Annotated in this window: 29 protein-coding genes and 1 pseudogene; 15 read left to right on the forward strand and 15 right to left on the reverse strand. The window is 67.9% G+C overall.

Annotated elements, in window-relative coordinates:
- Positions 1 to 24: 24 nt before the first annotated feature.
- Complete coding sequence (gene fdh, locus ACVGV0_RS09345; protein ID WP_459159476.1) at positions 25 to 3327, reverse strand: formate dehydrogenase; 3303 nt, start codon at positions 3325 to 3327, stop codon at positions 25 to 27.
- A gap of 170 nt (positions 3328 to 3497) precedes the next feature.
- Here fdh and ACVGV0_RS09350 point away from each other — a divergent pair, with 170 nt between their 5' ends.
- Positions 3498 to 3824 carry a hypothetical protein gene (locus ACVGV0_RS09350; RefSeq protein WP_459159966.1) on the forward strand — a complete coding sequence of 109 codons (327 nt, stop codon included), beginning with the start codon at positions 3498 to 3500 and terminating at the stop codon, positions 3822 to 3824.
- 212 nt (positions 3825 to 4036) lie between these two features.
- Here ACVGV0_RS09350 and ACVGV0_RS09355 read toward each other — a convergent pair.
- From ACVGV0_RS09355 to ACVGV0_RS09365, 3 genes and pseudogenes are all read right to left on the reverse strand, one after another.
- A pseudogene (locus ACVGV0_RS09355) lies at positions 4037 to 4174 on the reverse strand (hypothetical protein); the annotation flags it as partial.
- Positions 4175 to 4460: 286 nt separating this feature from the next.
- Positions 4461 to 5642 (reverse strand): zinc-dependent alcohol dehydrogenase, encoded by a 1182-nt coding sequence (locus ACVGV0_RS09360; RefSeq protein WP_459159477.1) that lies wholly within the window; start codon positions 5640 to 5642, stop codon positions 4461 to 4463.
- A gap of 940 nt (positions 5643 to 6582) precedes the next feature.
- Positions 6583 to 7152 (reverse strand): hemerythrin domain-containing protein, encoded by a 570-nt coding sequence (locus ACVGV0_RS09365; protein ID WP_459159478.1) that lies wholly within the window; start codon positions 7150 to 7152, stop codon positions 6583 to 6585.
- A 211-nt stretch (positions 7153 to 7363) separates the two neighbouring features.
- On the opposite strand from ACVGV0_RS09365, the gene ACVGV0_RS09370 reads away from it, so the two are divergent.
- Complete coding sequence (locus tag ACVGV0_RS09370; RefSeq protein ID WP_459159479.1) at positions 7364 to 7558, forward strand: ubiquitin-like protein Pup; 195 nt, start codon at positions 7364 to 7366, stop codon at positions 7556 to 7558.
- Between the two features lie 348 nt (positions 7559 to 7906).
- Here ACVGV0_RS09370 and ACVGV0_RS09375 read toward each other — a convergent pair whose 3' ends face one another.
- Together ACVGV0_RS09375 and ACVGV0_RS09380 are read right to left on the reverse strand one after the other, a co-directional pair.
- Entirely contained in the window at positions 7907 to 8101 is a 195-nt protein-coding gene (locus ACVGV0_RS09375) for a hypothetical protein (protein ID WP_459160129.1), read from the reverse strand.
- On the reverse strand, positions 8016 to 8297 hold the full coding sequence (locus ACVGV0_RS09380) for a CocE/NonD family hydrolase C-terminal non-catalytic domain-containing protein (protein ID WP_459159480.1): 282 nt from the start codon (positions 8295 to 8297) through the stop codon (positions 8016 to 8018). Before ACVGV0_RS09380 ends, ACVGV0_RS09375 begins: the two co-directional genes overlap by 86 nt.
- A gap of 179 nt (positions 8298 to 8476) precedes the next feature.
- On the opposite strand from ACVGV0_RS09380, the gene ACVGV0_RS09385 reads away from it, so the two are divergent.
- From ACVGV0_RS09385 to ACVGV0_RS09400, 4 genes are all read left to right on the forward strand, one after another.
- Positions 8477 to 8674 carry a DUF2795 domain-containing protein gene (locus ACVGV0_RS09385; protein WP_459159481.1) on the forward strand — a complete coding sequence of 66 codons (198 nt, stop codon included), beginning with the start codon at positions 8477 to 8479 and terminating at the stop codon, positions 8672 to 8674.
- Positions 8675 to 9049: 375 nt separating this feature from the next.
- Positions 9050 to 9208, forward strand: coding sequence for an IS3 family transposase (locus ACVGV0_RS09390; RefSeq protein ID WP_459159482.1), 159 nt, complete (start codon positions 9050 to 9052; stop codon positions 9206 to 9208).
- Positions 9132 to 9386: a hypothetical protein gene (locus tag ACVGV0_RS09395; protein WP_459160130.1), complete on the forward strand. Its 255-nt coding sequence runs from the start codon at positions 9132 to 9134 to the stop codon at positions 9384 to 9386. The genes ACVGV0_RS09390 and ACVGV0_RS09395 overlap by 77 nt, the downstream gene beginning before the upstream one ends.
- 277 nt (positions 9387 to 9663) lie before the next feature.
- Positions 9664 to 9801, forward strand: a complete 138-nt coding sequence (locus ACVGV0_RS09400) for a hypothetical protein (protein ID WP_459159483.1) — start codon at positions 9664 to 9666, stop codon at positions 9799 to 9801.
- A 379-nt stretch (positions 9802 to 10180) separates the two neighbouring features.
- On the opposite strand, the gene mnhG is transcribed toward ACVGV0_RS09400, so the two are convergent.
- Genes mnhG through mbhE form a run of 7 tightly spaced genes read right to left on the reverse strand, consistent with a single transcriptional unit; the run spans position 10181 to position 15685 of the window.
- Positions 10181 to 10570: a monovalent cation/H(+) antiporter subunit G gene (mnhG, locus tag ACVGV0_RS09405; RefSeq protein ID WP_459159484.1), complete on the reverse strand. Its 390-nt coding sequence runs from the start codon at positions 10568 to 10570 to the stop codon at positions 10181 to 10183.
- Positions 10567 to 10842, reverse strand: coding sequence for a monovalent cation/H+ antiporter complex subunit F (locus ACVGV0_RS09410; protein WP_459159485.1), 276 nt, complete (start codon positions 10840 to 10842; stop codon positions 10567 to 10569). Before ACVGV0_RS09410 ends, mnhG begins: the two co-directional genes overlap by 4 nt.
- Positions 10839 to 11171, reverse strand: coding sequence for a Na+/H+ antiporter subunit E (locus ACVGV0_RS09415; RefSeq protein WP_459159486.1), 333 nt, complete (start codon positions 11169 to 11171; stop codon positions 10839 to 10841). The genes ACVGV0_RS09410 and ACVGV0_RS09415 overlap by 4 nt, the downstream gene beginning before the upstream one ends.
- Positions 11168 to 12607 carry a complex I subunit 5 family protein gene (locus ACVGV0_RS09420; RefSeq protein WP_459159487.1) on the reverse strand — a complete coding sequence of 480 codons (1440 nt, stop codon included), beginning with the start codon at positions 12605 to 12607 and terminating at the stop codon, positions 11168 to 11170. The genes ACVGV0_RS09415 and ACVGV0_RS09420 overlap by 4 nt, the downstream gene beginning before the upstream one ends.
- The gene (locus ACVGV0_RS09425) at positions 12604 to 13002 is read right to left on the reverse strand and encodes a sodium:proton antiporter (RefSeq protein WP_459159488.1); all 399 of its coding nucleotides are present in this window, start codon (positions 13000 to 13002) and stop codon (positions 12604 to 12606) included. Before ACVGV0_RS09425 ends, ACVGV0_RS09420 begins: the two co-directional genes overlap by 4 nt.
- Before the next feature lie 5 nt (positions 13003 to 13007).
- Positions 13008 to 13427 carry an MnhB domain-containing protein gene (locus ACVGV0_RS09430; protein WP_459159489.1) on the reverse strand — a complete coding sequence of 140 codons (420 nt, stop codon included), beginning with the start codon at positions 13425 to 13427 and terminating at the stop codon, positions 13008 to 13010.
- Positions 13424 to 15685, reverse strand: a complete 2262-nt coding sequence (mbhE, locus tag ACVGV0_RS09435) for a hydrogen gas-evolving membrane-bound hydrogenase subunit E (RefSeq protein WP_459159490.1) — start codon at positions 15683 to 15685, stop codon at positions 13424 to 13426. The genes ACVGV0_RS09430 and mbhE overlap by 4 nt, the downstream gene beginning before the upstream one ends.
- A 293-nt stretch (positions 15686 to 15978) precedes the next feature.
- Here mbhE and ACVGV0_RS09440 point away from each other — a divergent pair, with 293 nt between their 5' ends.
- The 5 genes from ACVGV0_RS09440 to ACVGV0_RS09460 all read left to right on the forward strand — a co-directional run bounded on the left by ACVGV0_RS09440 (position 15979) and on the right by ACVGV0_RS09460 (position 19832).
- Positions 15979 to 16569 carry a DNA polymerase ligase N-terminal domain-containing protein gene (locus ACVGV0_RS09440; RefSeq protein WP_459159491.1) on the forward strand — a complete coding sequence of 197 codons (591 nt, stop codon included), beginning with the start codon at positions 15979 to 15981 and terminating at the stop codon, positions 16567 to 16569.
- Positions 16562 to 17557 carry a non-homologous end-joining DNA ligase gene (ligD, locus tag ACVGV0_RS09445; RefSeq protein ID WP_459159492.1) on the forward strand — a complete coding sequence of 332 codons (996 nt, stop codon included), beginning with the start codon at positions 16562 to 16564 and terminating at the stop codon, positions 17555 to 17557. The genes ACVGV0_RS09440 and ligD (ACVGV0_RS09445) overlap by 8 nt, the downstream gene beginning before the upstream one ends.
- An 8-nt stretch (positions 17558 to 17565) precedes the next feature.
- Positions 17566 to 18468, forward strand: a complete 903-nt coding sequence (ligD, locus tag ACVGV0_RS09450) for a non-homologous end-joining DNA ligase (protein WP_459159493.1) — start codon at positions 17566 to 17568, stop codon at positions 18466 to 18468.
- Between the two features lie 185 nt (positions 18469 to 18653).
- Positions 18654 to 19453 (forward strand): IS5 family transposase gene (locus tag ACVGV0_RS09455; RefSeq protein ID WP_459156287.1). Its coding sequence is split into 2 segments (ribosomal slippage): positions 18654 to 18999 and positions 18999 to 19453, totalling 801 coding nucleotides; the frame shifts between segments, so codons are not numbered across the junction.
- A 67-nt stretch (positions 19454 to 19520) separates the two neighbouring features.
- Positions 19521 to 19832, forward strand: coding sequence for a DUF3500 domain-containing protein (locus tag ACVGV0_RS09460; RefSeq protein ID WP_459159967.1), 312 nt, complete (start codon positions 19521 to 19523; stop codon positions 19830 to 19832).
- A gap of 464 nt (positions 19833 to 20296) precedes the next feature.
- On the opposite strand, the gene ACVGV0_RS09465 is transcribed toward ACVGV0_RS09460, so the two are convergent.
- A complete protein-coding gene (locus ACVGV0_RS09465; protein ID WP_459159968.1) occupies positions 20297 to 21274 on the reverse strand; it encodes a TIGR03557 family F420-dependent LLM class oxidoreductase in 978 nt (325 codons plus the stop codon).
- Between the two features lie 310 nt (positions 21275 to 21584).
- On the opposite strand from ACVGV0_RS09465, the gene ACVGV0_RS09470 reads away from it, so the two are divergent.
- The 4 genes from ACVGV0_RS09470 to ACVGV0_RS09485 all read left to right on the forward strand — a co-directional run bounded on the left by ACVGV0_RS09470 (position 21585) and on the right by ACVGV0_RS09485 (position 24970).
- Positions 21585 to 21905: a rhodanese-like domain-containing protein gene (locus ACVGV0_RS09470; protein WP_459159494.1), complete on the forward strand. Its 321-nt coding sequence runs from the start codon at positions 21585 to 21587 to the stop codon at positions 21903 to 21905.
- Positions 21906 to 21908: 3 nt separating this feature from the next.
- Entirely contained in the window at positions 21909 to 23309 is a 1401-nt protein-coding gene (locus tag ACVGV0_RS09475) for an MBL fold metallo-hydrolase (protein WP_459159495.1), read from the forward strand.
- 388 nt (positions 23310 to 23697) lie between these two features.
- Positions 23698 to 24396 (forward strand): multicopper oxidase family protein, encoded by a 699-nt coding sequence (locus tag ACVGV0_RS09480; protein WP_459159496.1) that lies wholly within the window; start codon positions 23698 to 23700, stop codon positions 24394 to 24396.
- Between the two features lie 160 nt (positions 24397 to 24556).
- Entirely contained in the window at positions 24557 to 24970 is a 414-nt protein-coding gene (locus tag ACVGV0_RS09485) for a multicopper oxidase domain-containing protein (protein ID WP_459159497.1), read from the forward strand.
- Here ACVGV0_RS09485 and ACVGV0_RS09490 read toward each other — a convergent pair.
- Positions 24967 to 25473, reverse strand: coding sequence for a hypothetical protein (locus ACVGV0_RS09490; RefSeq protein WP_459159498.1), 507 nt, complete (start codon positions 25471 to 25473; stop codon positions 24967 to 24969). The genes ACVGV0_RS09485 and ACVGV0_RS09490 overlap by 4 nt on opposite strands.
- Between the last annotated feature and the right edge of the window lie 79 nt (positions 25474 to 25552).

Below are 25552 nucleotides of genomic sequence, written 5' to 3' on the forward strand. Positions count from 1 at the left end.
CGTAGGTCGTGTACGTCCCGTCCGTCACGGTGCGGTCCCTTCGGTTCCGGTTTCCGGTTCGATCCCCGCCCGACGGCGGTAGTCGGCCACGAACGCGGGCAACTCGGGCCCGCGCGGCCGTCGCCCGGGGCGGATGTCGCAGGTCGCGGCCTTGCTCTCCTGGATGTGCACGTTGGGGTCCAGCACCGCGGACAGCAGCTCGTTGGCTCCGTCTCCGGTGCTGAGCCCGTTCGCACCCCAGTGGTAAGGCAGGCCGACCTGTTCCACTGGACGTCCGTGCACGGTCAACGTCCGCATCCGGTCGGTGACCACCACGCGCGCCTCCACCGCGGTGCGGGCGGTCACGATCGTCGCCCAACCGAGGTGCTCCAGCTCGCGCTCGGCGGCCAGTCGCGGCGAGATCTCGCAGAAGAACTCGGGTTGCAGCTCCGACAGGTAGGGGAGGGTGCGGCTCATCCCGCCCGCGGTGTGGTGCTCGGTGAGGCGGTAGGTGGTGAACACGTACGGAAAGACCTCGATCGAGGCGTTGGTGTGGGGTTGGTACGGGTTGCTGCGGTGCTGGATCTCCTCCCGGGTCGGATTCGCCTGCTGCCCGTAGAGCGGGTTGTCGAAGGGCGACTCGAACGCTTCGTAGTGCGTGGGCATCGGCCCGTCGGCAAGACCGCTCGGCACGTAGAGCCAGGCGCGCCCGTCGGTCTGCATGATGAACGGGTCCGTGCCGGCGATGGCGTCCTCGGACCGGGCCCCGGACGGCGGGGTGTAGTCCGGGGACTTGTTCCGCTCGAAATCCGGGTTGTCGTGCCCGATCCAACTACCCTGCTCCTCGTCCCACCAGACGTAGGCCTTGCGCTCGCTCCACGGTCGTCCCTGCGGGTCGGCCGAGGCGCGGTTGTACAGGATGCGCCGGTTCAACGGCCACGCCCAGGCCCATTCCGGTGCCACCCACGACTGCTCCCGCCCGGGCTTGCGCCGCGCCGTCTGGTTCACCTCGTCGGCGTAGGACCCGCAGTAGATCCAACACCCGCAGGCCGTGGAGCCGTCGTCCTCGAGCTGTGTGTACGACGACAACGCGTCGTTGTTGGCGTCCCAGCCGCTGATCTCCCGCAGCACCGCTTCGGCGTCGGGCTCGGCGATGTCCCCCCGCGCGGGGTAGTTCCACCGCAGCTGCAGCAGCGGGAGGTCCCGCTCGCGCTGCTCGGCGGTGCGTTCGTGCTGGCGCTGTTCGAGCTTTTCCCGGATGCGACGTCCGAGGTGGTAGTAGAACCACAGATCGCTGCGGCAATCCCCCTGCGGTTGCACGGCCTGGTGGTGCCACTGCAGCAGCCGCTGCGTGTTGGTGAAGCTGCCGTCCTTCTCCGTGTGCGAGGCGGCCGGCAGGAAGAAGACCTCGGTGCCGATCTCCTCGGTGCGCAACTCACCGGTTTCGATCTCGGGCCCGTTCCTCCAGAACGTGGCCGACTCAATCATGTTCAGGTCCCGCACCACGAGCCAGTCGAGGTTGGCCAGCCCCAGTCGCTGCATCTTGGCGTTGGCCGACCCCACGGCCGGGTTCTCGCCGACGAGGAAGTACCCCCTGACCTTGCCCTCGATCTGGTCGACCACGGTCTGGTAACTGCTGTGGTCCCCCGTCAGCCGCGGCAGGTAGTCGAAGCAGAAGTCGTTCTCAGCCGTCGCGTGCTCACCCCACCACGCTTTGAGCAGGCTCACCACGTAGTCCTGCATGTTGCCCCAGAAGCCGGTGCTGCCGGAGTCGGCTTCGACGAAGGCGGACAGGTCTTGCTGGAACTCCGCGTGGGGCATCGGAATGTAGCCCGGAAGGAGGTTGAACAACGTCGGGATGTCGGTGGAACCCTGGATGCTCGCGTGTCCGCGCAGCGCGAGGATCCCACCGCCCGGCCTTCCGACGTTGCCCAGCAGGGCCTGCAGGATCGAGGCGGTGCGGATGTACTGCGCGCCCACGGTGTGCTGGGTCCATCCGACCGAGTAGACGAACGCGCTCGTGCGCTCGCGCCCCGAGTTGGCCACCAGCGCCTCGGCCACGGCGCGGAACTGCTCGCGGGAGATGCCGCACGTGTGCTCGACGAGCTCGGGCGTGTAGCGCGCGAAGTGGCGTTTGAGGATCTGGTACACGCAACGCGGGTGCTGCAGGCTCTCGTCGAGCTCCGGCTTGCCCGCTATCGGCGGCCCGCCGGAACCCACGCTTTCGGCGTGCGCGCTCGCCTTGTGCGCATGCCCCCTGGTCTCCTGCGGCTGCTCGCCCTCCTCCCCGTCAACGTCCTCAGCTCTGTGCCGCTTGCCCGCTGCGGGTGCCGCCACGGCCCCCTCGTACTGCCAGCTCGACGTGTCGTAGTGCATGTCGTCGGGGTCGTATCCCGAGAAGAGCCCGTCGAGGTCCTCGGTGTCGGCGAAATCCTCGCGCACGATCGCCGCCGCGTTGGTGTAGGCGACGAGGTAGTCGTGGAAGGCGCGGTCGCCTTCCAGCACGTAGTTGACGAGCGCGCCGAGGAAGGCGATGTCGCTCCCCGCCCGCAGCGGAAGGTGCATGTCAGCGAGGGCGGAGGTGCGGGTGAACCGCGGGTCGACGTGGATGACCGTCGCACCGCGCTCCTTGGCCTCCATGACCCACTGGAACCCGACCGGATGGCACTCGGCCATGTTCGAACCCTCGATGATGATGCAGTCGGAGTTCTGCAGGTCTTGCTGGAAGGTCGTGGCCCCTCCCCGGCCGAAGGAGGTTCCCAGACCGGGAACCGTGGAGGAGTGTCAAATGCGGGCCTGGTTCTCGACCTGGACCGCGCCGAGGGCGGTGTAGAGCTTCTTCATGAGGTAGTTCTCCTCGTTGTCGAGGGTCGCACCTCCCAAGCTCGCGATGCCCATCGTCCGACGCCGACGCCGCCCGTAGGGGCCGCGTTCCTCCCAGGTCTCGTCGCGAGTGGCGATCACCCGCTCCGCGATCATGTCCAGGGCCGTGTCGAGGTCGAGATCCTCCCACTCGGTGCCGTGAGGCCGCCGGTAACGGACCGAGAGCTGCCGCGTGGGCGAATTGACCAGTTGCTCGCTCGCGGCGCCCTTGGGACACAACCGCCCGCGTGAGATCGGGCTGTCGGGATCCCCCTCGATCTGGGTCACCCGATCATCTTTCGAGTACACCAACTGTCCACAACCGACCGCGCAGTACGGGCACACCGATCGCGTGACCTGGTCGGCGCTTTCCGTCCTCGACGAAAGCTGACGGGTGCGTTCCGACTGCGCCGCTGCGCCCCTGCCCCAGGCGTCGCGGCCGGTGAGCTGACGCAGGAGAGGCCAAGACGTGAACCAATTGCCCAACGGTCACCTCCCGAAACGCCACGGTTCCGCTGCCATCGTGCTGGCCTGAACAGCGGTACGCAAATCGGGAGGACTCATCACTGGCCTACACCACCTGCAACCTCGTTGAAGAGGTGGTGGTCGAGCGCAGGCGCAGCGCCGGAATCGGCGATCAGCAGGTGCTCGAGGCGATGGCGACCGTCTCCCCGGGACGATTCATCTCCGGCGAGCACGCTGGCCAGGTCCACAGCGAGCGGACGCTGCCGATCGAGGCCGAGCAGACGATCTCGCCCCCTCATATCTGTCGCCATGATGACCACGGGTCTGGGACTGGCAGGCAGCGAGAACGTTCTCGAAATCGGCAACCCTGGTCGAGGACGTGCCCACGGGACTCGACTCCTCAACTCGCCGAGGCCGACCCCCTCTTCTGTCTCCTCGGCACTTGCGGGTGGGCGAGCTCGTCCGGTTCCGCCGCGGGCAACGGGAACACCTCTCATCAGCGATCTTCGTGCCCCTGATAGCTGATCGACAACCCGCTCAGACGAGGGTGCCTGTCCCAGGCTTACACGACTTGCACCGGGCGCACCGACGCTTGCCCGCGCGAGTGTGCCCTTTCAGCGAGCCGAAGAAGTTCTGATACGCCGCATCAGCGTCGCGGACAGTCTGTTAAAACACGGTGTTCGAGCACTCCGCCAGCCGCCGCGCTCCTCGGTGCACTTCGCCTCAGTGATCAGCCGTTTCTGCAACCCGGTGCCGGTTGGGAACTTCTCGCCAGCCTGGTAGGCGTCGGCGGGGACGCGCACGCGTCGTTATAGGCCACGCAGGCATTATCGAACGCCTGGGCAAGTGCTTGCCGCTGGGCTTCACCCGGGTAGAGCCGCTAACGGTACCGCAGCTACACAGCTGATCATTTCCTTCGTTGAGCACTGTCGCATGTAGCTCTGGAGGGCCGTTATGGACCGGCAATCGACTAACCGGACACCGAGCTCGTCCAATACCACCTGAGCCGGCCCGTAAGCTCCGCAGCCAGGCGGGATCCGATCTGCGTGGACATGTCCGGTTCGGCGAGTCTTCCGAAGACCTGGGCACCGCCGCCTTCACGCGCTCGCGCGTTCTCGTCATCACGTTGATCACCTCGCTGCACAGGACCCCGGTCATGGCTCGAGCAGGACCTTGATGGCTCCGTCCTGCTTGCGCTGAAACATGTCGTAACCGTGCGGGGCCTTTGCCAGGGGAATCCGGTGGGTGGCCAGATCGTCGACCCCCAGCGGATCCGACTCGTCGCTCACGAGCGGCATTACGTCGGGGATCCACCGCTTGACGTGCGCCTGCCCCATGGCCAGACGGAGGCCCTTGTCGAACATGATCAGCATCGGTACCGGATCGGCCGCTCCGCCGTAGACGCCGCTCAGCGAGATCGTCCCGCCCCGGCGCACGGAATCGATGCACTGGTAGAGCACCGCGAGCCGGTCGACCCCCACCTTGGACATCAGCGGTTCGGACAACGCATCGGGCAGCAAGCCGGCCCCCTTCTGCGCCATCGCCGCCATCGGCGACCCGTGGGCCTCCATGCCGACGGCGTCGATCACCGAATCCGCCCCGCGACCGCTGGTGCGCTCGCGCACCGCTTCGGCGACGTCATCGTGCTGAGCGGCGTCGATGGTGTCAACGCCGTGCCGTCGAGCCATCTGCAACCGTTCAGGAACCCGATCGATGCCGACGGCTCGAAACCCGTGGTGCTGAGCGATCCGGGTGCTCATCTGGCCGATAGGACCGAGACCGAAGACGGCGACCGAGCCATCTTTGGGGACGTCGGCATACTCAACCGCCTGCCAGGCGGTGGGCAATACGTCGGAGAGGTAGACGAACCGCTCATCCGGCGGGCCTTTCGGGACCTTGATCGGGCCGAAATGGGCTTGCGGAACCCGCAGGTACTCGGCCTGCGCGCCCGGAACACTGCCGTAGAGCTTGGTGTAGCCGAGCAGCGCAGCCCCGCTGCCCTGCTCGCGCACCTGGGTGGTCTCGCACTGTGCGAACAGACCGCGCTCGCACATCCAACAGTGCCCGCAGGAAATGTTGAACGGCACCACCACGCGATCGCCCCGCGAGATGTGGGTGACAGCCGCTCCGGTCTCCTCCACCACGCCCATCGGCTCATGGCCGAGGACCTCGCCGGGTTCGAGGAAGGGGGCGAGAACTTCGTACAGGTGCAGGTCCGATCCGCAGATGCCGCTGCTGGTGACCCGGATGATCGCATCAGTATCGTGGTGCAGCTCCGGATCGGGCACGTCGTCAATCCGCACGTCGCGCGGACCCTGCCACGTCAGTGCCTTCACTGCCACCTCCCCGGCCGGCCTCGTCTGTTGACGTCGGAATAACCGGTGCTCCCCTGGTACAAAACCTCGGCTCTGCCGGGCAGGTGTTTGTGCTGAGCGGGCGGGAGGCGGTTCGAACCGGCCCCGGGAGGCCTCCACGGCAGCTTCTGGAGCTGATCTGCGCGAGCGGCCACATCGGCTCGAGCGCTCGAGGCGCTTCGCGTCTGCGAACTCGAACGGGTTGTCGCACTCTCGCACCATGATCCACTGATTTCGAACGCGAAGACTCCCTGCCAGAGAACCGATGCCCGCCACGAACCTGGCGGACCCCTTCACCGCAGCGGACACGGTGACCTACCTGAGCTGGCTGTTTCAGCCCATCCGCGCTCCGGCCTACGGGCCCGGTCCGGCATGCAACCGGTAACCTGAGCCAGCTTCCACGCGCGGGCCGTCCTCTGCGTGCAGCCGCAAGAAGGCCTACCTGGAATGTTGTCTCGACCCTTCGAGCGGTGGTATCCCGGCGTCCGTTGATGTGGATGCGAAGGGCGTTTTGCTTCAACTCACAATCCGCCGAGAAGCGGCCGCGCCGCGCTCGTGGACTTCAGCATCAGCAGCCACGGCACACGGTCGCACGCACGTCCGCTCTGACGGCCGGTCGATCACCAGCGAGCCGACGTCCTCATCTATCGATGTTGGCCCGGCGCAGCACCGGGCCAACACGACGAGCGTCGCCGAGGCAATAGCACCGAAAGAGCAGAGCGGTGGCCAGGCACAGGCCGACGCCGCCGATCAGCAGCCCACAGCCGATCTCGGTCAGTCAGCGTGCCGAGGCGCCCCCAACCGTGGTTCGGGCAGCATGCATGATTCCAGCTCGCGAGTCAGCACCGATTCTCGGCGCGCCAGCAGGCCGCCAGCAGCATGGGTCTGAGCTGTTTCGCCGAACGCACTTCCCCCGGCGAAATCAACCGCCTCGGTTGGACAGAGCATCGCGCAACCGGTCGACCAACCCGACGCCCGGGTCCAGGATGGTGTTGGCGGGCGGGCGGTCTGGTGCCGCCGGGTGCGGGCGGGTCGGCGCGGATTCTTTGGCCTGCGTGATCTTGGTGCCCAGGTCCAATAGCTGGTTGGCGTCGCAGGCCTGCTGCAGGCGCGGGAAGAGATCACGCTCCTCATCCTGCACGTGGTGGCGGATGGCGCCGATGAGGTTGCGCACCATGCCGTCGAACTCGGGGTCGGTCACGTCGGCGCCCTCGAGCCGCTTCATCAGATCCTCGGCCTCCGCGTGCTCCTGGATCTCGTGATCGGCGATCTCGTCGCCGTCCGGCAAGGCCTCCCGCGCTGCGGGGTACAGGTAGTGCTCCTCGGCCACCGAGTGACGCACCAGCTCGGTGATGATGTGATCGACGAGCTCGCGGCGCTGTTCGTTGGAGAGCCCACCGTTCTCGTAGTCGGTGAAGGCCTCGTCGACCTCTCGGTGGTCGGTGGTCAGGACGTCGACGACGTCGCCCTTCTGACTGGTCGCGTGCACCATCGAATGCTCCTTTGCAGAGAGAGGGTGCCCGTCAGGGCGGGTGAGGGTCGGTTCGGCAGATGGAAGACCACCCGCCGCGAATTACCCGACCAGGGCGCCAGTAAACCCACTCGTCCTGTATCTCTTGTTTTCCGCCGCGGTGAGGATTAATCGTCGCGCCCGGCGGGAAACCGCGTCTGGGCCCCTTCGAACCGACGCACCGGAGGCGTGCATGCAGCGGGACCAGAGCCAGAAGCACCCGAGGAGCACCGAGGAAACCGCGGAGGCCGAGCCCCAGGTGCAGGGGCGGGAGCGCAGCGACGTGCTCGACGATGCGACCGACGACGTGCTCGACGAGATCGACGATGTCCTCGAGGATTCGCCTGAGGAGTTCGTCCGGTCCTATGTGCAGAAGGGTGGGCAATGACCCGGCGCCTGTTCGGTCGGTTCACCGTCCCGGCGGCACGCGCCGACCGCTGAGGAGGCCTCACACCAGGTCACCAGGTCGCGCGGGGGTCCTCGGACCACCGTTGCGGCAGAACACCCGCCGATCCTCGGCGTAGGCGTCGAGCGCGGCACGCAACACGAACTCCGTCGAAGTGGAGCTCAACGTGGTGCGGGTGACCGCCCATACGCCACGGCTGAACCGCTTCTTCCGCTCGATGTGGCCGCCGTACCGAGATGAAGTCGTCGACGACTCGGCTGTAGGCCTCCTCGGCGTGTCGTTCGACGTGCAGGCCGATGTCGTCGAAGTGCAGCAAGCCCAAAACCTTCATCATTTCCAGTGGCGGACCGTACCGTACTCGATCAGGTTGCGGCTGGCCCGCCAGCGCTGCTCGCCCGGCTCGATCTGCTGCGAGCTGATCTCCGGTGCTCCCTCGGGTTCACCGAACAGTTCGGCGGGCAATTCCTGGGCCTCCGCGGGGCGCACTGGCAGCTCGGTCTCGCTCTCGCCGAGGTGGACGGTCATCCGCACCGGTTCGGGTGGCGACCCAGGCCAGTGGCCAGTACGAGGTGGAGAGCGCCATCTGGATCCGATTCCCGGCGGGGAACACCAGTGCGGCTCCGTGCAGTCGCAGCTGAACCCGTTGTCGCGTGCCGGGTTCCAGCTGCTTCGACTTGGTGTGGGCGTCGCGGGGCGTGAGGTTGAGCAACCCGTAGGTCATGCGGGTGACGTGACCCTCGAGGGGTCACGTAGGAGAGCCGGGCGGCCAGCATTGCCACCGGTCGGTCTAGCTCGAAGCGCAGGCATCGAGGATTCGACGCGCGTTCGATTTGAAGGCCCCGACGCCGGGAAACCGGATGGCGACGGAACAATCTCCCACGCGGAACGAGGTGAGCGTTGATGACCCGGCCACCCGACCCCGAGCGAGTGGGACCCTTCCTGCAGGACGTGGAGTACCCGATCAGCAAGGCGGAGTTAGTGCACATGGCCGAACGCAGCGACGTCGACCGCGAGGTGCTCCGCGCCGTGCTCATCGTCCCCGATCGCATTTATCAGACCCAGGAGGAAGTGCGCGAGGAGGTCGCTCTCGGCAGCTGACCTCGGCAGCCGACTCACTGATGTTTGCTGATCATGTTGTGGGTTATGTCGGGGGTATGCAGGCAGGGAAAGCGACAGCGGTGTTCTTGCCCGCGAAGCTGCGCATGGAGCGTGATCTGTTCAAGCGAGTCATGAGCCTTCTGGGTGAGGGAATCGGGGCAGTGGCCCGCTACCGCTTCGCCTGCTCCCAGAAGGTCGACGGCTCCCCGGTAATGGCCGCTTGCCGAGCCGTCGGAGTGTCGACCTCGGCCTACGGCGACTGGCGACGAGCCCCAGCTCCGGGAACCGACTCCTGCTCAGCAGGCCGAGGTCGACCTGGTCGCCGAGATCCATTCGGTGCACGAAGCCTCCGGTGCTACCTACGGCTCACCCCGCGTGTATGCCGAACTGCGCCACCGGGGCCGGGTGGTCAACCGCATGCGTGTGGAACGGTTGATGCGGGCTCACGACCTCGTCGGTGAACCCGCGCAAGCGGGTGCGCACCACGGCCCCTTCCGCGCAGCCGGAACCCGCCCCGGACCTGCTCGGGCGTGACTTCACACCCTGGCTTCCGGACCAACGGTGGGCCGGCGACATCACCTACGCCCCCACCGACGAGGGCTGGTTGTACCTGGCCGCTGTGCTCGATGTCGGCTCGCGCCGGGTGCTGGGCCATGCCGTGGTCAACGCTTCATCACCCCGCCGGGGCTGGACCCCAACAACCACAACCTGATCGGAAAGACTCGGGCAGGTGTACCAGCACTCCGTGGCACCTCTGGTTCCCGTCGGATCCACGCTGAGCCGCGCTTGGGCCACGGGGCGGTGGAGGTGCTCATGCGCCGGGCCGGGGTATCCGGCCGCCGTGGTAGCGGCGAGCGAAGTCGGACCAGACCGCGACCGACCTGGTCGATCGCGAATTCGCCCGGAGTGCACGAACTCGCTTTGGGTTACCGATTCCGAGCACGAAGCGCTCCGCGGCCTGCACGCTGGCCGTGGCGGTAGCGTGAGCGATGATCGCGGGGTGGATGCGGATGGCCGGGCAGGTCACGGCCGTGGTGAGCGGCAGTGATGTCGCTTGGGAGAGCGTGTCGATCACCGACCAGACGAAGGGGCTGTTGCCCTGGGCATGCAGCCAGGAGTGGAAGTGATTGGAGTTTCACGGCCCGCAGAACCGGACTGCTCGGCGAACTGCGCCTGCCGCACGAGCTCGGCGAGGTTGAACTCCTCGGTGGCGAGGCAGTAACCGATGCGCACCGCGGTCCTCCCTGGTCGCTGCTCGGGGCGGAGGTTGAAGCAGCCACGCGTGGTACACCCCACGTGAACGTCGGCCGCATGCGGTCCCGACCGCGACCGGCTCCGGCCGCAGGCGAGCGTGGTTCGGCCGCACAGCTGCTCGGCAGGCCGGTCGGCTCCGGGGCGAATCGAGCGGTGCCGGCCGAAGCACCGCGCACCTGGCGGACCTCGCGGCCAGCTGCCGTGGGTGCCCGCACGGTTGACGCACGGGGGCCGCCGGTGGTGAGGACTCCCTCAGGGACCCGGGGGCTGCGAGGTGTCGTCGGACGAACCGGGCCGACCCGTCGGGTCCGCGGTCCCGACGTCCCCTGAACGGGATTCGGCGAGCTCGTCGGTCACTAGGACGCCCGTGGACCCGCTCCGGTACGCGGCACGTCCGACGAGGTGCCCGGCGATGGGCGTGACGAGCATCAGGAATGCGAGGGTGAGGGCGGCTTTCACCACGGCGTCCGGTTCCGGGTGCAGGACGATGACGCCTGCCATGGAGAACATCAAACCGAGAGTGCTCGCCTTGGTCGTCATCCCCAGGCGCGCGAGGGCATCGTGCAGCCGCAACAGCCCGATGGCCGCGAGCAGGCACAGCAGCGCACCGAGCGTGGCGAGTCCCGTTCCGAGCCAGATCACGATTCCGTCGATCCTTCCGCATCGGCGCGGTCGAGCAGGCTGGCCAGTGATGCCGTAGCGATGAATTGGAGCAGGGCGGCGATCAGCGCAACGGTGAGGACGTGCGAAGAATCCAGCAACGCAGCGAGGAGACCGATCGCGGCCAGCAGCACCACGAGCGCGAGCTCCGCGGCGACCACCCGATCGGCCAGGGAGGGGCCCGTCGCTATGCGTACGAGGCTGAGCGCGAACGCGACGGCGAGGATGCCGAGGGGGACGTCGACGGGGTTCATGTCGCGACCTCCAGCACTTTGCTCTGCAGCGCCATGATGTCGGTCCGCATCTGCTCGAGCGGACGCGTGGTGAGCAGGTGGACGTAGATCTCGGAGCGGTCGTCCGCCACTTCGAGGGTGGTGGTGCCAGGGGAGAGGGTGATGAGGTTGGCCAGCGCCGTGAGGAGCCACGGATTGCCGGTGCGCAGTGGTATCGCGATCACAGCGGTTTCGGCCGTGCGCGGGGTGATCACCATGCGGGCCAGTTCGAAGTTCGCCCTCACGAGTTGTCCGAAGTAGAACGCCGTCAAGATCGTCACGTTCGCGGCTCTTCTCAGCAGAACGTTCAAGAACCGAGCACCTCCTGCGCATATCCGGCGGGGTCTACCAGTACCTCAGCTGCGGCGTTCGAGATCGTGAGCAACCCGCCCGGCGCGATCCCCACCGCGACGACGCCGACGACAACGGCAGCGACGGCTGCGACACCGACATTGGGACGTGGCCAGCGTTCCGTCGTCGCGTTGGTCCTTCCGCCCTCCTGGATCGCGCACTGCCACAACGGCAGCAGTGCTGCGAGGGTGAGCGCCGAGGAGACCAGCATGGCTGCTACGACCGCGAACGCCCCGTCTTCCACGGCGGCCAACATGATCAACATCTTGCCGACGAATCCCGACAGTGGTGGAAAACCCACCAGGGACAGGGCGAGCACGGCGAAGCTCGCTGCGGCGACTCCGCCCATCACGCGGGACCTGTGGAGGTGGAGGAAGAGGTATGCCAGTACGATGGTGGCCTTGACCAGTACGTCCTGCAGTACGAAGAAGACTCCGGCGGCGACGCCGGCGGTGGTGCCGAGGCCGAAACCGACGGCCATGAATCCCACCTGGGTCGTGATCACGAGCGCGAGCACGCGGTCGTGGTCCGTCGCCGCGATGGCGGCCAGCGCAGTCAACGCCAACGTCGCCGCCGCTGCGACCAGCGTTGCTGTCCGCAGCACTTCGGAATCTCCGAAGCCGAGCAGGACCACGCGGTAGAGCGCTGCGATTCCCAGAGTGGTCAACGTGCCCGCGAACAGGGCCATGGTGGTGCGCTGAGTTGCGGGATAGCCGACGACGAGCCACCCGGAGAACGGCAGCAACCCGGCCTTCAGCGCGAACGCGATGAGCAGGAGGACGGCACCGGGCATCGCACCGGGGCCGGTCGACTGCTCCGCCAACAGCGCCAGGTTCACGGTTCCGGTCGCCGCGAACACGGCGGCGACACCGGTGAGGAGCAGCACGGTGCCGATGAGGTTCGCGGTGATGTAGACGATGCCGGCTCGCAGCTGCCGGAACCCGCTGCGGAGGACCAACATGACGTAACTGGCGATCAGCACGACCTCGAACAGCACGAACAGGTTGAACAGGTCCCCCGCGAGGAAGCTCCCGCACGAGCCACCGATCAGGATGAGCAGCACGGGGTGCAGCAGGGGGTGGTGGTCGTCGCTGGTGCCCCACATCGCGCTGACCACCACGACGGCGAGCAGTCCGGTGGCGGTCGCGGCGGCGGCACCGAACGGGTCGGCCGTCAGCGCGATACCGGCGAGTGCGCCGTCTGCGCCGACGCTCGTGTGCACCACGCCGGAGCGCAGGGCTCGCCGCGTGAGGAGCACCCCCGCGACCACGACGACGGCGAGCGCAGCCACGCTCGCGCTACGCTGCACGACGCGAGATCTGCGGCCGATCGCCGCGACGCCGGCCGCCGTCAGCGGTGCGATCAGCGGCGCGAGAAGCAACAGCTGCGTCCTCACCGATTTCCCCTCCGCTGCCGGCGGACGCGGTTCCAGTGGAAGGGCCCTCGACGCTTCCGCGGTCGTGCTGGGGATGGTTCGGTTCCTGCGGTTCCAGGGACGGCGGGGTCCTGCTCGGTGATCACGGCGTCCCTGTACCGCAGTGCGAGGGCGAGCACGAACAGCACGGAGCCGAAACCGACCACGATCGCCGTCAGGACGAACGCCTGTCCGAGCGGGTCCGCCGGCGCGGGTGCCGGAAGGATCGGCGGCTCGTCGCGCTGCGCCGTGCGCGCGGTGACGAGAAGGAGGTTGACGGCGTGCTGGAACAGGAGGAACCCGACGACCACGCGTACCAGTTGCCCCTGCAGCAGCAGGTAGACCCCCGCCGCGGCCAGTGCACCCGTGGCGATCATGGCGCTCATTCCTCGTCCCTCCCGAGTTCTTGGATCACCGCCACCACGACCGCCAGCACGGTTGCGGCGATACCGAGTTCGAACAGGTAAGCCGACGAGAGGGACACTTCCCCGATCCCCGGGACGTGCAGATGCGCGGATTCCGCGCTGAAGAAGCCGTCGCCCCACAGGAATCCGCCGAAGCCGGCAGCGATCATCAGCAGCAGGCTGGCCCCCACGAGGCCGATGACACCACGGTCGATGATCTGCTCGACGGGACGCGCACCGATGGTCACCCATCGGAACACCGCAGCGAGGCTCACCACCACACCCGCGAGGAACGAGTCCCCTAGCGACGAATGGCCGCGCAGGAAGAGCCAGATCCCGAGAGCGAGGGCGATCGGCGTGACGATCCGGGCGGCGATCCGGGAGATGACGGTGTTCATGATGAGCTCCCGCGCATTCTCAGCACGGCGACGACCCCTATCGCGGCTACCGCGATCACGGTCGTTTCCCCGAGGGTGTCCAGGGCGCGGAACTCGGTCAGAACCGCGCTGACCAGGTTCCCGGTGCTCGAGGAGTGCGCTTCGTGGAGGTAGGCCTCCCCGGCGGGCGAGGGGTGCGGCGAACGTTGCAGCAGCGACAGGCCGGCGAAAGCGCTCCCGACGACCGCCGCGGCCGCGGTCGCCGCGACGCGGTGCCTCCGGCGCGGTTTCGGTTGACTGGCCGGAAGGTGTTGCAGGACGAACACGGCCAGCGCCACCGTGAGGCCGTCGACGACGAGCTGCACTGCGGCCAGCTGCGGGGCGCCGTGCAGCAGGTACCACGCGGCGACCAGGAAGCCGACGGCGGTGAGCACCGCGAGCACGGTCAACCGGCCGGGAGCTTCGGCGACGATGACGGCAGCGGCGGCCAGCAGCAGGGACACGATCCATCGCGGCCCCGTGTCGGCCGCGGGGGCGGTCGCGTCGAGGGGCAGCAGTGCGCTCCAGACGATCACGGCAGTCACGACCAGGATGGTTGCCAGATGTCCGGCGGGGTAGGGATGGGCGACGAGCCGCTCCACCGCGCGACCCGCTGCCGAAAGCAGGCGGGCGGACCCGTCGAAACACCGGACACCCACATCGTCCGGCAGGGCTCGTATCCACCCCCGCTTGCGCCTCAGGCCGTACACCGCACCGCCCGCGGCGAGCACCGCCAGCGACGTGACGAATGCCGGGGTGACGCCGTGCCAGAGCCCGAGGGGCTCCTGCGGAGCCGTCCCGATCGCGGTCTCGGCCGCGGCGTCGATCAGCGGCGTCAGGTGCAGCGCCGCGATCCCGAAGCCAACGGTGCAAGCCCCGAGCAGTGCGGGCCACAGTGCGAACGAGGGCCCGTGCCGCGTCGTCGCAGCGTCCCCGCGACTGCCCCCGCTCAGGAGGGTGGTGACGATTCTGGTGGAGTAGGCGACGGTGAGGGCGAGAGCGGCGACCGCACCCACCGCAGTCACCCACTGCGTGCCGGTCGGGTGTTCCAGCAGGCCCTTGAGGGCCCTTTCCTTGCCCACGTACCCCAGCGCTGGTGGGAGCCCGGCCATCGACACGCAGGCGAGAGCGGCCGCGGCCGCGGTGAGCGGGAGCCGACGGGCAGCACCGGCGAGCTCTCCCAGCTGCCGCGTACCGAGCACGTGTTCGCACACCCCGGAAACGAGGAACAACGCGCTCTTGTAGGTGGCGTGCGCGATGAAGAACACCAGCGCACCTGAGATCGCTGCGGGAGTTCCCACCCCCACCAACGCGATCATGAAGCCGAGATGGCCGATCGTCGAATACGCCAGTAGCTCCTTCAGGTCCTCGCGGCGCATCGCCGCTGCCGCCGCGAACGCGGCCGTGGCAGTGCCTGCGATGGCCACGGAGGCTGCTACCACCGGTTGGTGAGCGATCGGGTTGGCGAAGCGGAGGAGCAGGTAGAAGCCGGCGGTCACCATCGCGGCGGCGTGCAGGTATGCGCTGACCGGAGTGGGAGCCACCATCGCCGGTGGCAACCACACGTGGAACGGTATCTGCGCTGATTTCACGGCAGCCGCCGCGACGAGCAGCGCCAGGAACACCGTCAACGGGGTTGGCGCCCAGTTCGCGGGATCGTTCAGCTCGGACAGCGCGAGCGTGCCGGCTTCCGCGGAGGCCAGCAGGATCGCCGCCAAGAGCCCCAGCCCGCCGAGGAACGTGATCAGCAGCGCCCGGATCGCCGGACGGGCGCCGTCCGCGGCGGAATGGATCAGTGCATAGGAGGCGAGGGTGGTGCCTTCCCAGCCGAGGTAGAGGACCAGCGCGTCCCCGGCGAGGACGAGCAGGGTCATGGCCGCCGCGAACCCCGTGAGCAGGGCGTAGTACTCGGCCGGGCGGTGGTGTTCGCCGAGGTAGTGCGAGGAGTAGGCCAGCGTGACCGCGCCGACCGACGTGATCACGATCCCGAACACCAGCGCGAGCGGGTCGAGGCGCAAGCTCCACTCGGCACCGAGAGCAGGTACCCAGGGCGCTGCTGCGGTGATCGGTTCCTCGAGCGTCTCGGGAAGCAGGGCCACCAGGAGGACGCCGCTGACTGCGAGGAGGACCGCGAGCGGGTACCCCGCGTGGACGCCGAAGGACCGCCCCAGCGGTAGCGCCGCGACCGTCGCGCCGGTGAGCACCACCGGCACGGCGACGAGGACGATCTCGGGCGACATGTTCCAACTCTCTCCGCAGTTGCGATCTCCGAATGCTCCTGACCACGAGGACCTCGCCTCAACCCGCAGAAACTATCGCTGGTGGTCGTCGTCCGCGCGCTGATGGACCGCGGTCGGGAACCGAGATCGTCCCCAGCGCCGATGTGCGTCCCACGAAAGTGGCTTCACACCGCTGCGGTGTTCGACCGAATCGCGCGTCGGCGAGCGGGCTGGAGCGTGGTCCGGCCCGCGCCGCGAAGCCCCACCGCTGCGGGGCCCGTTGTGAACGGGCGTCGTGCGGGTACCCGCGGAGCATGGCGAAGGGCGACAAGCTGAGCACGTACCGGTCCAAGCGTGATCTCAATGCTTCCGGCGAGCCCTCGGGTGGCACGCCGGGGGAGGGAGCGAGGTTCGTGGTGCAGCGCCACGAGGCCTCGAGCGTGCACTTCGACTTCCGCCTGGAGGCTGAGGGGATGCTCAAGTCGTGGGCGATCCCGAAGGGGCCGTCGTTGGACCCGCAGCAGAAACGGCTGGCGAGCCCGGCCGAGGACCACCCGCTGGACTACGCCGAGTTCGAGGGCAGCATTCCCGAGGGTTCCTACGGCGCGGGCACGGTGATCGTCTGGGACACGGGCACCTACCGCAACCTGACCTCGCACCGCGGCAGCACGGTGGACGTGGCCGAGGCCTTGGACAACGGTCACGTGAAGGTGTGGTTGGACGGGGAGAAGCTGCGCGACGGCTACGCGTTGACCCGAACGCGCATGCGGGGGCACGAGTCATGGCTGCTGGTGAAGAAGGACGACGAGCACGTCGACCGGCGCCGCAACCCGGTGCGCACCCAGCCGAAATCGGTGCTGACCGGGCGCCGCAACGCCGATGTCAGCGAGGACGACCATGCGTGATCCGCTGAGGTCGCTCAACGAGCGGGAAGAGTCGCTCCTGCGCACCTGGAACGCCGGGGACTGGGCCGAACCCACGCTGGCCACGTTGACCCACGAGACGTTCTCCGACCCCGAGTGGGTGTTCGAACGCAAGCTCGACGGGGCGCGGGTGCTGGCCGGACGTGACAACGACGAACCCGCCCTCTGGTCCCGCAACCGCAAACGGGTCAACACCGCGTACCCCGAAATCGCCGAGGCGCTGGCAGCGCAGCAGGCCGGCCGCTTCCTCGCCGACGGGGAAGTCGTCGCGTTCGAGGGCAACCAGACCAGCTTCGCGCGGCTGCAGCACCGCGTGCACCTGACCGATCCGGACGAGGCCCGCGCCACCGGCGTTGCGGTCTACTACTACCTGTTCGACCTGCTCGCCTACGAGGGGACCGACCTCACCCGCTTGCCGTTGCGGACCCGCAAGCGCCTGCTGCGGGAGTGCTTCGCGTTCGAGGACCCGCTCCGGTTCAGCTCCCAGCGGGAGGAGAAGGGCGAGGAGTTCCACCGGCAAGCCTGCAAGCGGGGTTGGGAAGGAGTGATCGCCAAGCGCGGCGACGCCCCGTACCAGCACGGCCGCACGCGGGACTGGCTGAAGTTCAAGTGCGTCGCCGACCAGGAGTTCGTGATCGGAGGGTTCACCGACCCGCGGGGCCAGCGTTCCGGTTTCGGGGCGCTGCTGGTGGGCTACTTCGACCAGCAGCGGTTGCGCTACGCCGGCAAGGTCGGCACGGGTTACGACGAGCGGACGCTGCACGAGCTGCACGCACGGCTCGACCGCATGGCGCGCGACTCGTCACCGTTCACCGACGACGTGCGCGAGCGCGGTGCGCACTGGGTCGCACCGGAACTGGTCGCGCAGATCGGCTTCACGGAGTGGACCACCGACGGCAAACTGCGCCACCCCCGCTACAACGGCCTGCGCACCGACAAGCAGGCGCGAAACGTCGTCCGCGAAGGGTAGGGACAACCGTGGCAACCACGAAGACCGAGACGTTGGAGATCGAGGGAAGGCGGTTCGAACTCTCCAAGAGCGACAAGCTGCTGTACCCCGACGAGGGCTACAGCAAGCACGACGTCGTCGAGTACTTCCGCCGGATCGCGCCGACGATGGTGCCGCACCTGCGCGGGAGGCCGCTGACGCTGCGCCGGTTCCCGGACGGGATCGGCGCGGAGGGATTCTTCCAGAAGGAGGCCGCCGAGTACTTCCCGGACTGGATGCGCGTGGAAACCGTGCCGCAAGCCAGCGGTGGCAACCCAGTGCACCACGTGGTCTGCGATGACGCCGCGACGCTCGCGTACCTGGCGGCGCAGGCATGCCTGGAGTTCCACGTTGCACTGTCCACTACGGATGACCTGGACGCGCCGGTGGTGGCCGTGGTCGACCTCGACCCCCCGGCGGACATGAGCCTACCGGAGCTGCGGTCGGTCACGCAGGGGATGTGCGACCGGTTCCGCGACGCGGGACTCACCCCGCACGTGCAGGCCACCGGCGGGAAGGGGTTCCACGTCGTTGCCCCGCTGAGCGGCAGGACCTCGTTCGACGAGGTCCGCGAGGCCGTCCGGGAGCTGGCGGACGCGGCGGCGCGCGAGGACCCGGACCGGCTGACCACCCAACACCGCAAGGACAAGCGCGGCGACCGGGTGTTCCTGGACACCAACCGCAACGCCTACGGACAGACCATGATCGCGCCGTACTCGCTGCGCGCCCGGCCGGGCGCGCCCGCGGCGACTCCGCTGGACCTGTCGGAAGTTCCCAAAGCCACGCCGAACGGGCACGGGATGAGCAACATGCACCAGCGACTCACGCAGAAGCGCGACCCGTGGGCGGAGCTGTCCGAGAACGCCACGACGCTGCACGCCTCCGGCCGGTAGGACGTTGCCGTGCGACCGCGCCGTGCAACTACCGAGGTTGTGGTATGACGAGCGAACTCCCACCGGCTGAGAACATGCGCGCCGCGGCGGTTCCTCGAGGCCCTGCAGGACGCGCAGCGCGCCCGAGCTCACCACTCCTTAGAGGCCCTAACACATTGATGATCTTGATGTGAGATGATCTTGGTGTGACTGCGCCATGGATCGTCTCGGACGCGTTGTGGGAGCGCATCGAGCCGTTGCTGCCGGTACGCCCGGCCGGTAAGACCGGTCCGAAGCCGTTGCCGGACCGGCAGGTGCTCCAAGGCATCTTGTTCGTGCTCATCACGGGCATTGGGTGGGAAGACCTTCCCCAGGAGCTGGGGTTCGGTTCGGGGATGACCTGCTGGCGCCGGTTACGGGACTGGCACGAGGCGGGCGTCTTCGCTGAACTCCACGAAGTGCTGCTCGCCGAGCTACACGCAGCCGGTCAGATCGACTGGTCACGAGCGATCGTGGATTCGTCCCATGTGCAGGCGAAAAAAGGGGGTCAGCGACCGGCCCCAGCCCGGTAGACCGCGGCAAGACCGGCTCCAAGCACCACCTCATCACCGAGGGCCGCGGGCTGCCGCTCGCGGCCATCCTCACCGGCGGCAACCGCAACGACATCACCCAACTCCTCCCACTGGTCGAAGCCATCCCGCCCGTGCGCGGCCGACCTGGCCGACCGCGACGCAAGCCCGACGTTCTGGTCGCTGACCGTGGCTACGACTATGATCATCACCGGATTCTGTTGCGACAGCGGGGAATCCGACCGCTGATCAGCCGCCGTGGTACCCGGGACAACAACCAACCCGTGCGCTGGGTGATCGAACAAACCCTCGCACTACTGCACCAGTTCCGACGCCTGGCCACCCGCTGGGAGCGCCGCACCGACATCCACAACGGCTTCCTCACCCTGGCCACCAGCCTCATCTGCTGGCGCCGACTCCCACAACCAATGCGTTAGGAGCTCTTAGCCGACGACAGGCGGTTGCAGTGGACCTACGTGCCCACGTCCCGGTCCCGGCGCGCGCCTGGCCGACCTCGGCCACGACGCGGCCAAAGCCGCGCACCAGCTCCTCGCCACCACACTGAGCCCGCAGGCGTTCGCGCAGACCACCAACATCATGGGCCTGGAAGAAGTGCTCGACCGGGTCGAGCACGGCGAGAACCAGCGGCACCACGGTCACTACTGGATCGCAGTGTTCGGCTCGCAGATTGAAAACACACGTGGTGCGGGGCAGGCACTGGCCACGCACCAGACTCCTCTGCTCCTGATGTTGTTGCTCTTTCTCTGTGCTGCTGCTTTCGCTGCTGCGGCGACCGACGAGATCGTCGAAGCCTAGTCCCACCGGCGCGCACCTTCGGCCGTCACCAGCTGCGAAACGAGAGCGCTCCGGGGATGCGGCTGTGCCCACGAGGTGATGTTGGTCTTTGGTGACGTCGGACGACCCGGTGGCCCAGCCAGGAGCGTTGGAGGAAGGGCAGCAGTTCCTCCAACCAGGCCTGAAAGAACAGGCCTGAAGGAAGTTGTCCTGATTGGTTCCGATCTGCTGGAGGTAGGCCCCGTCGTAGCTGCACTCGGCGTAGTGCTGAGTTGTGTGGTGTGAACCACCGGTGTTGGGCCCGTAGGGCGCCACCGGCTCGAGGCGTCCCGGCGGATCAGTGACGAGACCTTGTCGACTGCTGGGTGTGCCAGCGCCCGCCCCAATCCGGACCACCAGTGACCTGACGCGTGCCAGGGAGCACCAATTGGGCGGGCCCCGGTGTGCTGCGCACACCCGAGGCTCCTACGAGGGGCGGGAAAGAATCAGTGCGGAGCTGCTGCCTTGCGCAGTGCGGGAAGCAGCTCGTTTTCTGCGAACCGGAAAAAACCTTCGGGGTCGGTGTCCACGCCCGCCTGGACCAGCGCGAGGTCGGAAAACCCAGCGTCACGAAAGTTCCTCGCCGCCGAGACGATCGGGTCGGTATCGGGACCGCAGGGGATGCTGGCGGCGACGTCGCCGGGCCGCACAAAGTGAGTTGCGGCTTCGAAGGAGCCAGGGGCGGGAAGTTCGGAGTTCACCTTCCACCCGCCGGCGAACCATCGAAACTGATCGTGGGCTCGAGCGACCGCGGTGTCGTGGTCGCGGTCCCAACAGATTGGAAGCTGCCCGATCTTTCGATCGTTTCCGCTGGTGGCGTGGTCCCATTCCCGGCACAACGCGGAGTCGGGGGTGGTAGCGATCATGGCGTCGCAAGATGTCGCGAACATCGCGATTGACTGCTTTCCGGAAATGGCGACCCCGATAGGAACACGCTGCTCGGGAAGGTCCCACAGGTAGGCGGAGTCCACGCGGAAGTGGTGGCCCTCCATGCTGACTGTATTGCCTTCGAGCAGTCCGGAGATGATTGCGACGGCCTCAGCGAGCATGTCGTGCCGGACGTTGATGGGTGGCCAGCCGCGTCCGAGAATATGCTCGTTGAGGTTCTCGCCCGCCCCGAGACCGAGCGTGAATCGTTCTTCGGACAGCGCTGCGAGTGTGGCGGCCTTCTGGGCGACCACCGCCGGATGGTAGCGCATGATCGGAGCTGTCACGAAGGACATCAGTTCGGCTTGCCGGGTCATCTGGGTGACCGCGCCCAGCAAGCTCCAGGCGTAGGACGAGTGCCCCTGCGAACGCAGCCATGGGAAATAGTGGTCGCTCATGGCCAGAAAGTCGAACCCGGCGTGTTCAGCGGACCGCGCGTGGTCGACGAGTTCGCGCGGGCCGGACTGCTCGGTCAGCAGCGTGTACCCGAAACGCATCATGCCCTCAGCGTGCCACTGCGCTCGGTGCTGCGCGCGCAGTCGAGTTTGGGAAACGGTGTTCGGGAGTGGACTGGCCGCAACAGTGCGTCGAGTGGGGCTGTCCGCAGCAGGTCGGCACCACGTCGAGGTCGCGCTCGTAATCCATCGTGGAGATCATCATGTCTGTAGGTGATTTTCGAGGTGCGCTACTGCTACTGATATCCCTGAATGGAGGGCGTGACTATCGGGTAACCGAGATGGGAAGGGCTGAATCGGCGCGTCCTGCGGCCGTGATGGTGCCGCGAGTGCTGCGGAAGGAGGTGGAGCCATGGATCCGACGGAGGTGTCCGGGCAGCGGGAGCGGCTGCAACTGGTCGACGTGCGGGAGCCGCAGGAGTGGCAGGCCGGGCGCATTCCCGGGTCGCGGTGGATCCCGATGGGTGAGCTGCCTGAGCGCCTCGAGGAGGTGGATCAGCAGCAGCCGGTGGTCACGGTCTGCCGCAGCGGCAGTCGCAGCGGCGAGAGGGCCGAGTTCCTCAGCGGTCGCGGGTATCGTGCCGACAACCTCGCCGGGGGAATCCAGGCCTGGGCCGAGCAGGTCCTGCCGGTGCGCACTCCCGACGGTGAGCAGCCGGGTAGGGTGGCATGAACCGTGCTGTTCCAGCAGTTCTACCTGGAGTCGCTGGGGCACGCGTCGTATCTGATCGGCGATGAGAGGACCGGGCAGGCGCTGGTGTTCGATCCGCGCCGGGACGTGGACGTCTACACCGAGGCGGCTCGGGCCCACGGTGTGCGCATCGCGTATGTGGCCGACTCGCACGCCCACAACGACTACCTCTCCGGGCTGACCGAGCTCACCGAGCGCGCCGGTGCGCAGGTGTGGGGGTCAGCCGCCGGCGAGTTCGGCTACGCACACCAGCCGATCACCGACGGGCAGATCGTCGAGATCGGCGACGTCGGCCTCGAAGTGCTGCACACCCCGGGACACACGCCGGAGCACATCAGCCTGCTGGTCTACGATCGCGCCACGAGCGCCGACCATCCGGCGCTGTTGCTGTCCGGCGGGGCGTTGCTGGTCGGTGACCTGGCCCGGCCTGACTTGCTCGGGGGAGAGGATCAGGCGCGCGAAGCCGCGCGGACGTTCTGTGCAACGGTTCAGGACAAGCTGCTGACCCTGCCCGACCACGTGCAGGTGTGGCCCACGCATGTGGCGGGCTCGCTGTGCGGAGGCAGCATCGGCAGCCGACTGTCCACCACCGTGGGGTACGAGCGTCGATCGAACGCGGTCTTGGCTGAGGTGGATGACACCGAGGGCTTCGTCCGCGAATGCATCCGGCTGGACAACCTGCCCGCGGTACCGCCGTACTGGCGGCGCATGCGCAGTCGCAACATGACCGGTGTTGAGCCACTCGGGGTGCTGGCCGAGCCGCCGGCGTTGACCGTCGCCGAGTTCGAAGCCCATCGCGAAGCTGGCACGCTCGTGTTGGACGCCCGGTCCCCGGAAGCCTTCGGCGGCGGGCACGTCGCCGGTGCCCTCAACGTGGGTCTGGGCGCGGCGTTTCCTACCTGGGCGGGCACGGTGCTGCCCGCGGACGCGCAGGTGCTGCTCGTGCTCGACCAGCCAGGGCAGCTGTGGGAGGCCACCTGGCAGTTGCTGCGGATCGGCTACCCGCCCCCGCTGGGCTGGTTGCGCGGTGGCATGAACGCCTGGCGCACCGCCGCCCAACCCGTCGAGACCGCACCCCAGATCACCGTGCACGAGCTCAACGAGGAACTCGCCCGCGGCGAGGTCGAGCTGCTGGACGTGCGTCAACCCAGTGAGTGGGCCGACGGTCACGTGGCCGGGGCGGCCTATGTCACCGGTGCCGAACTGCCCGAACGCCTCGACGAGGTGCCCGACGACAAGCCCGTGGCGGTGGCCTGCGGCAGCGGCTACCGCTCCTCGGTGGCCACCAGCCTGCTGCAACGCCACGGGCACACCGACGTGCGCAACGTCCTCGGCGGCATGACAGCTTGGAAACAAGCCGACCTACCCGTCACCCGGGAAGGGTAATGCGGTAACTCCGAGGGGTAGACAGTGGCGCTGTGGTGCGGGACCTGACGCCGGATCAGCGGGCCGTGGCCGGCTTCCACGGTACGGTCACCACCAGCACGAGCGGTTCGCCCGCGGGGAGATCGACGAGCAGCAGCACCGCCATATGCGGGGCGAGCTGCAGTGAGTGCCCGGCCGATCAACCGACGACGCGCGATGGGGGTGGCCGCGGCAGGCGCCGCGAGTGTCGCAGGCAGCACCGCGGGATGGCTGTGGAGCGCGAACTCGGTCGACGACGGGTTCCGTCCGGACGTCACCGCAGCACCGCCGCGCGAACCACGCGTGCTCAGCAGCCGCGGCGGCAGATTGCAGGTGGAGCTCGCTGCCGCCGGGGCGTGGCGCTGGCCGGGTGCGAGACCGAGGTGCTGGGCTACCACGGAGCTCCCCAGGACCGACGCTGCGGGTCCAGTCGGGAGACGACCTCGCGGTCCGGCTGATCAACCGGCTCGCCGAGCCCAACAACCTGCACACCCAGGGGCTTCGTGTCTCCCCGCAGGGCAACGGCGACAATCCGTTCCTGCGGACCGAACCGGGAACCTCGTTCGACTACCTCTTCCGCATCCCACGCGATCACCCGGCCGGAACCTTCTGGGACCACCCGCACCGCCACGGGCACGTCACCGATCAGATCTGCGGCGAGCTCGCCGGAGCGATGCTGGTCGATGACGGCCCGGACCTGCTCGTCGCGCAGGCCCGCGTTGTCCTGGTGACGGACACGACGATGACCGTGGACGGCGTCGTTGCTCGCCCCGACCCGATGGAGCGGATGCAAGGCCGGGAGAGTGAACTGGTCCTGGTCAACGGACAGCATCAGCCCACCCTCGGCGCGACGCCGGGCACCGCGCAGCGCTGGCGAGTGATCAACGGTTGCGTCTTCCGGGCCTTGGCACTGCGGCTGGCCGGACACGAGCTCGACCTCGTCGCTCAAGACGGGGCGTTCCTGCCCCCGAAAAGCCAGCAACGCGTCGTGCTCGCACCCGGCAACCCCGTCGACGTCCTGGTGCGCCCGAGGAAACCCGGGCGTTTCCCCTTCTGTCCGAGCCAGTAGATCGCGGTGGCATAGGTGGTAGGGCGGCCGCAGCGAACGGGCGCTGCTGGCCACTCTGGTGGCCGGGCCCCGAAGCGAGGCCAGCCCGCTGCCGCCGACGCTGCCCGCCGAGCAACCGAGCGCCACGGCGGACGGGAAATGGCGCGAGGTCGCGTTCACCATGGGAATGGGCACGGCAGGCATGAGCCTCGGAATCGATGGCCGCGCCTTCGCCCCCGAGCGCACCGACCAACTCGTTCGTTCCGGCAAGGTCGAAGAATGGAGTGTGGTCAACACCACCCCCGTTGCCCACCCGTTCCACCTGCACGTATGGCCGTTCGTCGTGCTGGCCACCAGCGACAACGCTTCGCTGTCCGGAACACCGCAAGACGTCGTGCTCGTACCACCACAAGACTGGGTACGCTTGCGGACCCCGTTCACCGCCCACCCCGGCCGCAGCGGCTTCACTGCCACATCCTCGACCACGAAGACGCGGCAGGATGGCCACAGTCGAGCACGCGGGACACGGCCGCATTCCTGGAGCGCTCTCGCCTCGCAGCTGGTGACGGCCGAAGGCGCGCGCCGGTGGGACTAGGCTTCGACGTTCTCGTCGGTCGCCGCACAGTCCGGGAGATCAGCCTCCGGTGACCTCGTGGTGGCAGTGCGGGGCGAGAGGCTGTGCTGAGGAGCCGAGACCTGCTCGTCCGGGAAGCGGATCTCGGCAACCGCACCGGCTTGTTCGGCCAACACGGTGCTGAAGGCCGTGGCGTAGGCGTGGCGCACCAGCAGCGAAGCGGACTTGGCCTGCGCCTGCAGGGCGGGATGCAGAGCCACCGGCGAAACGGTCACTGGCATGAGCAAGCATCCGCTCGCGATCGTTCCGTATTCGTGATGGTGGAGCCACGTCACCACGGAAGAATCGAGGGGCTCGAGCTGGAGGTGGACAGTGCCGCCCCGGCTCAGCGCGGACAGTGAGCACCGGCAGGCCAGCTGCCGGGCGGCCCACCGGCCGGCGGAGTCTGCAGCCGTGAGGATGTTATGCCACTCATCGCACGGTTGGGGTTTCTCCACGGCGAAATCGACGTCGTTCCCTTGCATGGTCTTTGACCTCGCTTGTGGAGATGTCGTTGTCCGGAGGCTGCGCCAGCAGGGGCGGCCGCAGCCTCCGGGCAGGGAG

This window comes from Salinifilum ghardaiensis (assembly GCF_054491345.1).